At 37.0% G+C, this 12,808-nt stretch carries 16 protein-coding genes; 10 read left to right on the top strand and 6 right to left on the bottom strand.

The features are described from left to right. From ORQ98_RS27420 to ORQ98_RS27400, 5 genes are all read left to right on the top strand, one after another. Positions 1–717 (top strand): RHS repeat domain-containing protein (locus ORQ98_RS27420; RefSeq protein WP_274692019.1); only part of this gene is annotated, 717 nt, incomplete at its 5' end. A gap of 1 nt (position 718) precedes the next feature. Further along, positions 719–1,126, top strand: a complete 408-nt coding sequence (locus ORQ98_RS27415) for a VOC family protein (protein WP_274692018.1) — start codon at positions 719–721, stop codon at positions 1,124–1,126. 6 nt (positions 1,127–1,132) lie between these two features. Next, positions 1,133–1,672, top strand: coding sequence for a prolyl hydroxylase family protein (locus tag ORQ98_RS27410; protein WP_274692017.1), 540 nt, complete (start codon positions 1,133–1,135; stop codon positions 1,670–1,672). Positions 1,673–1,713: 41 nt separating this feature from the next. Beyond that, positions 1,714–2,307: a hypothetical protein gene (locus tag ORQ98_RS27405; protein ID WP_274692016.1), complete on the top strand. Its 594-nt coding sequence runs from the start codon at positions 1,714–1,716 to the stop codon at positions 2,305–2,307. A gap of 190 nt (positions 2,308–2,497) precedes the next feature. Beyond that, complete coding sequence (locus tag ORQ98_RS27400) at positions 2,498–2,953, top strand: hypothetical protein (RefSeq protein ID WP_274692015.1); 456 nt, start codon at positions 2,498–2,500, stop codon at positions 2,951–2,953. Between the two features lie 177 nt (positions 2,954–3,130). Here ORQ98_RS27400 and ORQ98_RS27395 read toward each other — a convergent pair whose 3' ends face one another. After that, entirely contained in the window at positions 3,131–3,469 is a 339-nt protein-coding gene (locus ORQ98_RS27395; RefSeq protein ID WP_274692014.1) for a pentapeptide repeat-containing protein, read from the bottom strand. A 208-nt stretch (positions 3,470–3,677) separates the two neighbouring features. Here ORQ98_RS27395 and ORQ98_RS27390 point away from each other — a divergent pair, with 208 nt between their 5' ends. Beyond that, the gene (locus ORQ98_RS27390; protein ID WP_274692013.1) at positions 3,678–3,869 is read left to right on the top strand and encodes an NF038104 family lipoprotein; all 192 of its coding nucleotides are present in this window, start codon (positions 3,678–3,680) and stop codon (positions 3,867–3,869) included. Between the two features lie 130 nt (positions 3,870–3,999). Here the strand turns inward: ORQ98_RS27390 and ORQ98_RS27385 are convergent, their stop codons facing one another. Then, complete coding sequence (locus tag ORQ98_RS27385; protein WP_274692012.1) at positions 4,000–5,328, bottom strand: VWA domain-containing protein; 1,329 nt, start codon at positions 5,326–5,328, stop codon at positions 4,000–4,002. Between the two features lie 336 nt (positions 5,329–5,664). Here ORQ98_RS27385 and ORQ98_RS27380 point away from each other — a divergent pair, with 336 nt between their 5' ends. Both ORQ98_RS27380 and ORQ98_RS27375 read left to right on the top strand, forming a co-directional pair. Then, positions 5,665–6,075, top strand: a complete 411-nt coding sequence (locus ORQ98_RS27380; protein ID WP_274692011.1) for a hypothetical protein — start codon at positions 5,665–5,667, stop codon at positions 6,073–6,075. Between the two features lie 139 nt (positions 6,076–6,214). After that, a complete protein-coding gene (locus ORQ98_RS27375; RefSeq protein ID WP_274692010.1) occupies positions 6,215–7,084 on the top strand; it encodes an HDOD domain-containing protein in 870 nt (289 codons plus the stop codon). 47 nt (positions 7,085–7,131) lie between these two features. Here ORQ98_RS27375 and ORQ98_RS27370 read toward each other — a convergent pair whose 3' ends face one another. Both ORQ98_RS27370 and ORQ98_RS27365 read right to left on the bottom strand, forming a co-directional pair. Beyond that, positions 7,132–8,040 (bottom strand): substrate-binding domain-containing protein, encoded by a 909-nt coding sequence (locus tag ORQ98_RS27370; protein WP_274692009.1) that lies wholly within the window; start codon positions 8,038–8,040, stop codon positions 7,132–7,134. Positions 8,041–8,284: 244 nt separating this feature from the next. Further along, on the bottom strand, positions 8,285–9,220 hold the full coding sequence (locus ORQ98_RS27365; RefSeq protein ID WP_274692008.1) for a LysR family transcriptional regulator: 936 nt from the start codon (positions 9,218–9,220) through the stop codon (positions 8,285–8,287). A gap of 492 nt (positions 9,221–9,712) precedes the next feature. Between ORQ98_RS27365 and ORQ98_RS27360 the strand changes: the two genes are divergently transcribed. Both ORQ98_RS27360 and ORQ98_RS27355 read left to right on the top strand, forming a co-directional pair. Further along, entirely contained in the window at positions 9,713–9,922 is a 210-nt protein-coding gene (locus ORQ98_RS27360; protein WP_274692007.1) for a hypothetical protein, read from the top strand. Between the two features lie 566 nt (positions 9,923–10,488). Continuing rightward, positions 10,489–11,229, top strand: a complete 741-nt coding sequence (locus tag ORQ98_RS27355; protein WP_274692006.1) for a hypothetical protein — start codon at positions 10,489–10,491, stop codon at positions 11,227–11,229. Here ORQ98_RS27355 and ORQ98_RS27350 read toward each other — a convergent pair. Continuing rightward, entirely contained in the window at positions 11,223–11,945 is a 723-nt protein-coding gene (locus ORQ98_RS27350; RefSeq protein WP_274692005.1) for an endonuclease, read from the bottom strand. The two genes, ORQ98_RS27355 and ORQ98_RS27350, sit on opposite strands and share 7 nt — an antisense overlap. A gap of 140 nt (positions 11,946–12,085) precedes the next feature. Then, positions 12,086–12,724, bottom strand: coding sequence for a substrate-binding periplasmic protein (locus tag ORQ98_RS27345; protein WP_274692004.1), 639 nt, complete (start codon positions 12,722–12,724; stop codon positions 12,086–12,088). Between the last annotated feature and the right edge of the window lie 84 nt (positions 12,725–12,808).

Here is a 12,808-nt window from a genome sequence, read left to right as displayed (position 1 = left end):
CAGGTTTATTTTTATCATCTGGATCATTTAGGCACACCCCAAGAAATCAGCGATGCAAGAGGCAATATCGTCTGGTCAGTCCAGTACCGGGCTTATGGTAATGTAGCAAGAAAACAAGTTGAGCATATTCAAAACAACCTGCGGTTTCAGGGCCAGTACTTTGATGAAGAAACTGGCCTACACTACAACCGACACCGGTATTACGATCCAGGGTTAGGACGGTTTATTAATCAGGATCCAATTGAGTTGTTAGGTGGTAATAATTTATATAGCTACGTTCAAAATCCTGTACATTGGATTGATCCTTTAGGGCTTGCAAGTTACGTACTCATAGGAGAGGGGCAAGCAGCAGTAGAAGCATATGCAAAAAATATGAGGAAACTCAGACCAAATGAAGAGTTTAGAACAATTAAGAAAGACTGGACATCTCTTATGGAAAAGTCTGGGGCGGTAATGGAAAGGTTTGGCTCAAAAAATTGGGAAATAATTGCAAATGAAGCAAATGCTCAGTGGATAAGAGATAGACATAAAGAAGGTTATGTATTTATTGATATAGGTGAAGATGCTGCAAAACATAGAAGCTCATTTTATAAAACTGAGTTAAGAACTCTAGAAAAGTTGGGTGCTAAGGTTTATAAAGGGGCATCTAAACAAATTAAAAAGGCGAGAGCTGAAGCCCCTGTGAGCCAAAGACCAATATCAAAATTAGATTGCTAATATGCCAAAGATATTTATATTTATTCCTGTGGATGATGCCGAAATTGCGAAAGTTTTTTTTGTTGAAACTTTGGGTTTTAAGCAAGAAAGAGACTTTTTTGTACCTAAATGTGTAGAAAGTGATGAGATTGGGATACGTCTACAAATGGATAGAGAAATAAGGGAAAAGAATAGAAGTCAAAAACGAATTGCCTTATTTACATACTTTTTAGAAAAAAATTTTTTGTCATATTGTAAAAAAATAAGAGACCAGGGAGTAAAGTTTACATTAATGTGCTCTCATCCAGGTGGATATGCTGCCTGTATTCTTGATCCTTTCGGAAATGAAATACAGATAGAATCTGAAAGCTTTGATGATGAAGATCTAAGTATAGATCCAAATGATTGGCCTATATACAAGAGATATTAGTTTTATATGTTTATTGAGCATATCAATAAAGGAATCTGGACAATCGATCATTTTATATCATGTGATCAATGTGTCCAGCTAATTGAACAAGCTGAAAATATTGGTTTTGACGAAGCCACTGTGCGAACCCACAATGGCTATAAATCTATGCCGTTTGTTCGGAATAACGAAAGGGTTTTTCTTAACGATCCTGAATTAGCTCAACAGTTTTGGCAAAAGCTGGAGCAAGTTGAGTTTCCTATATTGGATGGTTGTACTGCGCAATGTTTATCTCGTCAGTTTCGTTTTTACAAGTACACACCAGGGCAGCGTTTCAAAATGCACAAAGATGGTCGTTTAAAGGAAGATGGCTTAGAAAGCCGGTTGAGTTTTCTAATCTATTTGAATGATGGCTATCAAGGAGGTGATACTCTATTTCGTGGTTTTAGCGTTAAACCAGAAACAGGCAAGGTGCTGATGTTTATCCACGAAACCTGGCATGAAGGAGAAAAATTAACAGAAGGTACAAAATATGTGCTGAGAACGGATGTGATGTATAATATTTGATTAGTAGTACTTATGGGTTGGGTTAAATAGAAGACTGGATCTTGAATAAACAATTTCAAAAAAAATTATTAGAGGCTTATCCTGAAATTAGACTTAAGGGTGATTATTTTTTCTTTGAGCCAGTGGATCATCTTTTAGGTGGTTTCTGTGCAGAAGTGACGAGAAATGGAATTTATATATCCGAGTTTATTTACCCTTTGTTTGATAGGTCAACCCAACTAAATTTGAATTTTAGTCAGCGTCTACCATACCCGGATAGCTTCATTGATTATGACCAGTTTGATAAAGAAGATAGACCTGCAGAACTTGTGAGGCGAATTGCCCCTTATGTTGATGATCTGAATAAAAAGTTGAACTTGAGTTATTTTTATGGGTACTTTCAACAGAACCCTAATTTATTGAAAAATGAGTGGACAATTAAAACTTATATTTTGCTTCTTGTTATTCTTGGTAAATTCTCAGAGGCAATGACTTTGATCAAAAAGACGCTTCAAAAACCATACACTGGTGTTCGAAAACAAATTACAAAAGAATGTCAGGAGCTTAAGGTTTTATTGGAAATTAACCCAGAAAAGGCCATGCAGTTAGTATTGAACTGGGAAAAAGAAATGATGGCTAGTTTGCAAATAAGCTAACTAAATTTACTATTAGTTGATAGAGTTGATTGTTTATTGTGCTTGAAATAAATTCAGTCAGTTAGCTTTATTAAAACTGATAAAAAATAACTATACTTAACTCAATTAGGTGAATAAGAGCAATAAAGTAAATATAAAAATAATGGTGATTGAAGAATTATCTAGTCACCTTCCTTAAAAAATAGTAAGTATGACAAAAATAGTGATATTGATTGGCTTTTTCCTATTATCAAACAACCTTATCGCTTTTAGTGATATTGAGTTAGGCTTGTTGAAGAAAAATAATGGTGTGATCCTGTACTTATTGAATACTTCCCTAGCAGATGTGTATGTTAATAAAAGATTTGCGATTGGGCCTGCTGATGGTCTAAATGAGGTTGAGCTTGTATTTACAAATGCCGATGGGCAAAAGTTCCTCTTTATGTCAAAGGTAAGAACCAGCCCTGCTTCAGAAAAAGACTATAACCTCCTTGGTGCTGATATGTTTGTTGGACGTTATTTCAGCTTGGATCAACTATCTAGGTATTATGCATTGGTGCAGGGTGAATATAAAGTGAAGGCTATTTATAAAGATAGACATTTAGTTGATAAAACAGCATTTAGTGAAAAGCTAGAGTCAAAGCCTATTTCTATAACTATAGAATGAAGGTGTAATAAGGTGAGTAAAGATGGTTTAGAAATATAAGGATGAGACGATATTGTTAATAATAGAAAGCTATGGTGTATCAAAGTATTGTACCATTGTCGGTTTAATATTTGTGATTAGCTGTACAGTGAAAAATAGGTGATAGTGCATTAACAAAGGAGGTATTTAGTTAATATTTTAGCGATACCTCACGCGAGTGCCTTTATCGACAGATAGACGAATTTCTTCTGGGCTTACTTGTTTGGGAAAGTACACACCTGATATTTTGGCATCAGCAAAGCTGGCGCCCTCTATATTGGCCTTGGAAAGGTCAACTCCTCTTAGATCTGCAGCACGAAAGTAAGCGCCTGAAAAATTGAGGCCATCAGCATTTATGCCTCTCAAGTCAAGTCCTCGAAAGTGTCCACCTGAGAAGTCGCATGTTTCACCTGCAGCTCGTTTTTTATTAAACTCCTTGACCTTTTCATCCTGTAGCAGGTCATACAAAGGATGCTGTATTGGTTTGGGTTGTAACATTCTCGTAGCCCACGTTGTTTCTCTTACTTATAAGAAGCTTAGAATAGTTGTGTCACCTCGGCTAGTGTGCATATGTGTTTTATAAACCGAAGCCGTCTTGTTCAAGATACCGTCAGATGGCGTAGAGGCCATAAACAATTACCTAAAGTAGGCGGAGACTAAAAAAACGATTATACTGCGATCTTATTATACTCAGGTTGACATTTTGATGATATCTAAAAAATCAGTTACCAATATATTGGCTTTAATTTTAGTAACTACTCTATTGAATGGTTGTGTGAGTACTATTATAGGTACTGCAGTTGATGCCACGATTGAAGTTGCTAAGGTTCCATTCAAAGTTGGTGGGGCTGTAGTTGATGTTATGAGTGATGATGAAGACGAAGATGATGATGATTAATTTGAGCCTTGGAGCCATCAAGGCATGTCAAGAAATTGCTCAAACTGTTCATCTAAATGCTTAGAACCTTTGATAAGAGATGCTCTTCGGATCATTACTCAGATTAAGAGGCTGTTGTCAGCCTCTTAGGTCAATTGAGGATACCTATTCTTTGAGCCTCGCGTAACCAGCCAGGAAACTCATTTAATAAACGTTCATAGAGTTCTTGATCTTGAACTTTTTTGAAGTCGTCAATAGGAAAGAAATCAGCATTGTCAATAGTACGCCCAGTTAAATCATCCAGCCTTTCTAGTACTCCATAGTTGGAGCCTCCCAACCCAACGAATTGCCAAAAAATGGGGTAACTTGAGGCTTGTTTGATAAGCTTCTCTATTGCTTTATCTTTATAGATACCTCCATCAGTAATAAAGATAATATAAGCCGGTAAATTTGAGTGTTGATAGCTTTCTATTATATCGCTGATCACAGGAGGTTCATTATTGCCAAAGCCTAAGTCTTCAATAATTTCAGAAATGATGGAAGAGAAGAATCTTTTTTTCTTGTTTTTCTTGGTAAGTTTCTCTATATAGTCATCTAAATTATCAAGTGATACATCAGCATATTTTTTAAATTTATCAGCAAAAGCCCATAGCTCTAATGCTTCATCATCGTCAAATTGAACTGCAAGTGTTGTAATTCGATCTAGAACAGCTTGTACGTTTCCATTCTTAAACTGGTTAGTCATGGAACCTGATGCATCTAAAACAAAAGCCACTCTAGCCCTGGTATCAGTAAGCTGCTTTTTCTCTAAGCAGACTTTAATTGGTTTGGCTAGATTAATTAGTCTGGGGGCTTTTGCTTGTAGTTTTTTTTCTAGATCAATGGACTTTGGGCTACTGACTGATGTAACAATGGTTTCCGTACTTGATTGGATGGGTTGGTTAGGAGTAGCAGTTTCTGCATCAGCAGGTGGTTTTTCGGCAATGTCTACTCCATATCCTGTTGCCAAGGGGGCTAGCCCTCCGTTGTAACCTTGACCGAGTGCTTTAAATTTCCAGTTGCCTTGGTGACGATACAACTGTCCCATAATTAGAGCTTTTTCTTCCATACCTTGGGTGCTAGGTTGATAGTGGGCAGTTCCTTCTAGATTTAGTCGAATACTTGTTGCAGAGCCAAAGTTTCCATTAGAATGGATAACAATCGCAAAGGCTATTTTATGTACATCAGCTGGAATATTATCCAAGTCGACAGTATAAGACTGCTTATTTGTACCTGTTGAAAGTTTTATGCAGTTATCCACCGAGGTTGGCTGGTTATAGAAAATAAAATCGCCATCTGACCTAACTTTTCCTTGCTCATTTAGCAAAAATGCTGAGGTGTCTATATCATCCTTGCTGACTGAAGGATGATCCCAGGTAATACTGATATTTATTTGGCTACAATCTATCTTTAGATTACCGCCAGATTGAAGTTCTATCATCTGTTTACCTTTTCCTGTATATGTTGGATGTGAGTATTTCTATACCAAGAGAGTAGTTTTTTGAAGGATTTACGTCGAGAAAAGCGTTTTAGTCAACACTTGTTTTGATGCACTATAGGTGGTTTAAAAAGTTAACTAATTGGTGCTGTTTGTTTTTTCACCATCAAGCATGAGTCTTCTTATAAAATCTACTTCATTAAGTAGTCAGGCGAGTCAATTGGCACTTTTGTGCTTATTAATTACAACTTTTCACACATTAATACACAATTACTGATTTATAGTTTTTCATTTAGTTCTATGCTCCTTTAACTTTTTAAAGGTTAAAGGGAATGAAACATGGACATATTCAAAAAAAACTATCTTGGACTGGTATTTGCTGCAGCATGTTTAACTTATTCAACAGCGAATGCAGCATGGACAAATGTTTATTGTGCAAAGGAAGATGGCAGTGATTGGTATTGGTTGAAAGATGGTGATGATAACCCTGTAACGATTTCTGGATATTGGGGCCGTTATCCTTTAGCAAACTTCAGGTATGCTCAATATTTCAGTGTGTACAAACGGGAGTATAACGAGGTTCAAAGTCAATGTAAGGATGATTATGTAGCACAACCTGCTGCTAATGATAAAAGTGGTTGGTATATTTTTCAGGTATATAGCCCATATGGTGATACTTATTATGCACCAGGTAAATACGATGTTTATGATCTAACAGCCCGTGAAATATGTCATTACGGGTTTTGCTAGATTGTTAATGCTAAAAGTAATTTAAATGCTTTTTTTACTTCTTTCCGGTCTTTTTTTGTTAATTTAATCTGGCTGTAGGATGATACTTTTTATTCTATGCTTTAACCAAAGCTAAAGCAGTAATAAGGGGTAGAAAACTATGGCCACTGCGCTGGAATTTGCACAGAAAGCAGGTGAACTATTTACATTACCTGATATTGTGATTCGTCTTCAAGACTTGATTGAAAGCGACAATGCCACTGTAGATGATATTTCTGAAGTAGTAATGTTAGATCCTGCGCTTACGGCTAAAATTTTAAAATTAGCTAATAGCCCGTTATATAATTTTTCTGCACAAATTGACACAGTTTCTCGTGCTATTTCAGTTATCGGAATGGCAGAACTATTCAACCTAGCCTTAGCTACCTCTGCAGTATCCTCAGTTTCAGAGAATGTAAAAGGCGTTGATATAGATTACTTCTGGCAAGTAGGGGTTCACTGTGGCTTGATTGGTAGAGAACTTGCCTCTGCCTGTAAAGTTAGAAAAAAAGAGAAGTTGTTTGTTGCTGGGCTGCTGCACGATATTGGGCAATTAGTCGCTTTAGATAATAATGCTGAACTTACCCAACAGGTATTGGAACATGCCTCTGGTGAAATTCCATGGAAAAAACAGCAAGAAGTGTTTGGCTTTAGTTGGGCTGAGTGCGGAGCAGAGCTTCTTAAGTTGTGGAAGCTTCCAGAAGACTTGTGGGTGCCTGTTGCTGAACAGCATGCATTAGCAACAAAGGGTAATAAAGAACAGGACTTATTTTCTGCAATCATTCATATTGCCAGTAGAGCAGCTAATCAAACACTGATGGCAACATTACCAGAAGAAAAACAATTTGATTATACTGCAACTATCGCAGATAACGCTTGGCAAACGACAGGCTTACAAGAAGAGCAGTTAGCTGAGGCTGTAGGGTTTGCTCAAATGGAAGCCATAAATGTGATTAGTATTATCTGCCCAGCCAGTGCTGCGGTAATTTAGCAGCCGTTATTTTTAGAAATACTGTTTAGTTAGGAGGGGTATATAGTTCATTTGGCTATATACCCATAGGCTTTTATGTGTTCTTTACCCTCGGGAGAGGACATATATTGAAGATACTGTGTTACATGTGGGTTGTTTTTATTCTGATCAATTATTAGTAATAGAGACCTTTTTATCAGGTATTCACCTAAGGTGACAGAGGCAACAGTTGGCTTAATATCATCAATACTTAACATTTTTATTTGAGTATACAGAGGGTCTGCTTTTAAGGTTTCTAACGTGCCTAATGACTCATAAGCGATTGAATTTTTGAGTCTTGCTACCAATGTCATCGCTTGTTTAGCCGTATCTACTTGTGAAGCCCCTAGTGAGTTGAATTGACTGGCATCCGCTGACTTAAAATACATTTTACGCCCTTTGACACTCGGTTTGCTCAATCCAAATAATTTTATGAAGGCGCTAAGCGAGCCATGGCCTTCTTTTTTAGAAATAAGTTGAATGTGTTGGTTTTTTAGTAAGTTAAAATTTAACTCTTTATTTAACTGATCCCAGTTATTGTATTTCCCAGAGTAAAGTTCGTTTACTTGTTGTCTTGTTAAGTTTGTTATTGGATTTTTGCTGTTAACGATTAAGACAATGGCATCTTCTGCAAGTGTGATTGCCTTAAGTTGTGGCCATTGCTGTAGCTCTGATTGTTTTAGGGGGCGTGAAGCCATTCCTATATTGGCTTCACCTTTAGCAACGGCTTCAATACCTGCGCTTGATCCTTTCGCGCGGATAATTATTGAAACTCCTGTTTGGTTTGTAAATTGACTCTCACTGGCTTTGACTATGGGAGCTACTGTGGTTGACCCGGTAATGGTAATAACCTCTTTTGCATAGCCAAAATTGACAAAGCTGCATAGTAGGCTCACCAGCAAGACTTGGATAAGTTTGTGTGGTGTTTTAATAGGCATGGCATAACTGCAAAATTTAAAGCTTATACAACTAGTGTAATTGAATTTTTATACTTTGTACGAATTATAATCAAAAAGACTTGTTTTAGCGCTGAGTCAAAAGCAGTCTTGAAGCAGGTATTGAAAAGATGGCTTGATTGGTTGTTAGTTAATTAATAGGAAATGGGTAAGCAGGCCAGCCACTTATCTAGGCGCGTCATAGGCCTAGACAAGCTTAGTGTGGTATAAAGAATCAGGATAAGAGTTAAGCCACCAGGCTTTTAACAAACTCAGGTGTTTCAAAAGTCACATCTCTAATTAAGTTACGAAACCAAATATGATCCGGGTCTTTGTCCATCCGTGGGTGCCACATCAATCCATAATCCAGCAAGGTTTTTACTGGACAGTCAATCATACAGAGATCTTGATTATCACTAATTAATCGACAAAGTGGAGTGGGCAAGGTTAGAACTAAATCACTTTGCTCTACTACTTCAGTCACTGAGATCACTAAAGGCATTTCTAACACGATATTCCGTTGTAAACCTCTTTCTGCCAGGGCTTTATCAATAATACGCCAATAGTTAGCATTGCCAGTATTAGCGATGTGCCGGTAGCTGAGATAATCTTCCAGCTGCATTTGCCCATCAGTAGCAGGGTGTTCTTTTCTAACAATGCAGCTTAAGTCGGTGGTACCCAGCTTCTCACAAATTAGGCCGTTGGTTTCCTCCTCAAATACACATAAAGCTAAGTCAACTTTACCTTGAACCAGGCTTTCGGGGTTATACTCGTGCCAGGGGCTAAGGGAAATTAAAGCGTCGGGTGCTTCTTCGATAAAGCGTGGCATCAGTTTAGGAAACACATAGCGTACACTTACGTCACTGGCTGCAAGCGTAAATCGCTGTTTAGCAAGAGAGCTACCACGTAGGCCAGCCGAAAATACATCCTGGGCATTTTGAACAATAAAAGCTACTTTATCTCTTATGGCAATAGATAACGGCGTTAACTTAAGTGTGTTGTCTTCTCGATAAAGTAAGTGGTCATGCATAATACGACGTAATTGCGATAAAGACTTACTCACATTAGATTGCGTCATATTCAGTCGATGCGCAGCACGTGTTACATTGCGCTCTTCATATAAGGCGTGTAGGCAAACCAATAAATTTAAATTAATTTCATGCAGTGGCTTCATGCTAAACATTGCAAAACCTGATAGTGAAGAGGTAATAGTTGACTAACCTGAGCAGTGGTAAGATTCAAAAGCTGTTCATCCTATCTACCCTAAGCTTTGCTTTAATGATCTTATATTTTGGGTAAATGACTGATTTTAGGTAAATGAATAGCTAGTCCGTTCATATGGTGATTATTCCATTGTAAATTCCATTTAGTTATAAGTATTTTATGTTTTTATTCGGAATATAGAAACAAATAAGTATCTTAAGCGTAATGTAACGATGTGTAAAGCTTCAATGTTTGTAAGTTAAGTGGTTCACTAATGGTGTGCTATGTAAAAGCAGAATCATGAAGATTCAATAGCATTATTTTTTTCCATTAGTTGAAGTAATAATAAATATGATCTATAGGAATACTATGCGGAAGCTACATCATTCTGTCATGGAGATCATGATATTTACTAAAATATTGATTATTTGATCATTAAAAGTATCAAGCAAGTTTAGCTAGGAGTTTGTAAATGAAAGTGAATGCTTCGGTCAGTGAAAAAGCAAAACAAAGAGATGAGATCGAAAAGCAAATTGAAGATTTTTTAAACCAAGGGGGGGAAATTACAGAAGTCCCAGTGCCTAGTTATGAAGAGATTCTAGATGCCATTCGTAATCGTTATCAAAATGCGTGGGGACGAGATCAGTTAACTAATTATGACAAGAATAGTAACAGCTCGTAATGTATCACTTGTGCTTTGACTATAATGATTTGACAATAAAAAATTACAAGACACGAACATATCAGTCATTTGTATTGATGGTATGTGCTGTAAGCCTTATGGAAGAGGCTTAATTGAGTATCTGTTTTTTAATACTGCTACCTTCCTCAAAATTTCTATTCAGTTAAAAAAATCGGTTTGATCTACCTTGCAAGTATAATTATGACAATTTGTTTACTTAATTAAGTTGTTTTTTTTAGCGATAGCTTCCACATTAATTCTCCGCATTGTCTGAGATAATTATCACAAGCTTCCTGAATGGTGCCTAGGAAAAATACTGGATAAATAGGCAAGCAGCTAATAGTTAACTAATAGCTAATATAGTCGAGCAATCACTAGTATAGCCAGGTAAATAGTTGATATAAGTCACACAGCAGTTAGTGTAAAAAGCAACTGATATCCACAGCAGGTCGCATCAAAAGCAAAAATACAGGATATAACTGTAATGTTAAGGTTTTTCCTGTACCTGACTTGCTTTATAGGTTAGCCCAATTAACAACCCTAAAGTGAAGAGCATTTAGTTTGTGATGAATAAGTGGTATCGCTCATCATTAATTTTGTTGGCTATTTTATTAAGTGCTGGCTGTGTCTCTCCTGATGACCAACCTGCTGTAGCTAACCCAGAAAGAGCAGAAAAAATTCTATTAAAGTGTGAAGCCAAAGCACAAACCCGTTATGAAGCAGAAGGCCCTGCGGCTGCTGAAGCAGTATGGCAAACCAAAGCTTGTAGTACAGCAAAACAAGTAACAGAGCAATATTGGCAAAAGCAGCGGGATATTCAGTTAAGTCGTAATCGCTTTCAGCAGGATGATGTGTTTGCAGCGATGGACTGGACAGAGTTTTTCTATAAGCGCCAACAGTGCGGTTATCAGCAGCAAGCCAGTCAATGGTTCTGCTCAGCTTATCCACAATGGCAGGAGCAAATGCAGCAGGCTTATCAGAAAGACTTGCAAGCCAATGATTTTGACTTGTTAGTCAGTCGTGTTGAAAAGTTTTGCTCAACTAAAGACTATAGTGAAATTAATTGTGCTATCTGGCGTGCAGCACTCACTGATAAAAAACAGCTTGCCTATAACAACTATTTGTCGAATCAACAACAATTGGAAACAGACTTTTATACTTGTAAGTCTCGTTTTAGCCAATTAAAGCAAGTAGCTACCAAGAGCAACAATAAACAGAAGCTGTTAAACTTCCAGTTTTATTCATTACCATGCAGCCTGGTATTACAAGCTGCATCTCGAACTCAACTGGCTTATACATTTTACTGAGCCAGACCCACGGGTGTTAACCCTGATTGATATTTCGCAATCAGGGCAGCCTTTTTCCTTTCCCACCTGGTGATGGGGTCTCGTTTAGCCCACTTGGCAAATATTTCATGTTCTTGTTTTGATAAGGTAATGTTGTATTTCTTTGCCATATACAAATAAACCCGGGCAATATTGCCTCGAATGCTAGGCTTGGGTTCAATTTGGTCACGTTTAAAATCAATTTCTATGTCGCACTGACCATAATTTCGGTATTCACCTCTTACTGTTGCAAAGGCAAAGTTTGAGCGGTCTCCATTAATCTCTCCTATTGCTGGCTCAAGGTTATGTAAGTCAGCTTCCATTTTCCGGAATTGTTTACTATGTTTTTGGCAATATTTTCGACCTCCTTGCTTCCAACAGTCTAATTTACGCCCAAAATAGGAAGCAGGCATAATATGCTCCCACTCTATTCGATTAGCACGCTCTTGGTTTTGTCTTGTTTGATAACCACAGCTATGATGGTTTAGTACTAATTTGTTGTTTTGGTAGTAAAATTTGCAGCCACAATAGAAAGTGGTCGTTTTATTTTTATAAATTTCTTTTAGAATTTTTTTAGCTTGATAAAAGTTAGTAGGGCCTTTATTAAAAGCAGGCTGGCTAGTTTGGTTTTGGGATACAGCTGTATTGCTGTAAGCTAATATAAAGATACAGGCAAGCATCAGTTGTTGTTTAATCACAGAATAGGCTCCGAATAATACTATACAGGTCTGGTGTTTTGTTTTTTAAATTTTAGTATAACTGGGAGATTATGACGATATTCCTATTATGGACCTACTTGGAAATGATCATGATATTTTAGAGAAGGACTAAACTACCTTTAATCAAATTTATAAATAGTCTGGTAGTCTTCAGTTTTTATGAAATCAACTAATGCTTTATTAATAGTGTAAACATCTTGATGTGTTACAGATTTCTTGCTGAACATAAAATGAACAGGACCGCTGGAAACAATATAAGGATGTATTTCGAGTTTATCTCTTATTTTTAATGTTTCAGCTTGGCTATGTAAGTTGTACATATCTTGTAGTACACCGTCAGTGCGCTTGCTAGCAACCATGAGTAAGCCTTGCTCTGGTTGTGCTACATTTATAATGAAACTCTTAAAATCAGAGTTATTGTTGTATAACTGCTCGAATTCTTCTCCATAATAAGAGCCTAAAGTAATTGCAAGCTTCATATTGTAAGAAATGATATCAGCCAATTGCTTAAGTGGCCAGTTTGCAGATTGGTCCTTACGTACAAAAATACGCATTTGCTCTTCACGATAAGGTGATGAAAAGTAAGCGTATTGTTTCCTTTCGGAAGTAATTGATGCGGTTAATACAACATCTAAGCTGCCTTTCTCTAGCTCTTTTAACGAACGTTTCCAATTAACGATAATAATTTTGTATCGACAATTAGCTTTTTCAAATACTGCTTTTAAAAGAGAGATATCAAGCCCAACGAGCCAGCCCATTCAAGGCTAACCTTTAACCAATTGTAATAACTTTGCTGTTGACACATGTTTATGACTTATTCTTCTCACAGGCTTAACGCCTGG

The organism is Spartinivicinus poritis, assembly GCF_028858535.1.
Classification (GTDB): domain Bacteria; phylum Pseudomonadota; class Gammaproteobacteria; order Pseudomonadales; family Zooshikellaceae; genus Spartinivicinus; species Spartinivicinus poritis.
Note: the sequence above shows the minus strand (reverse complement) of the source record. Positions and strands in the feature narration are given on the sequence as shown.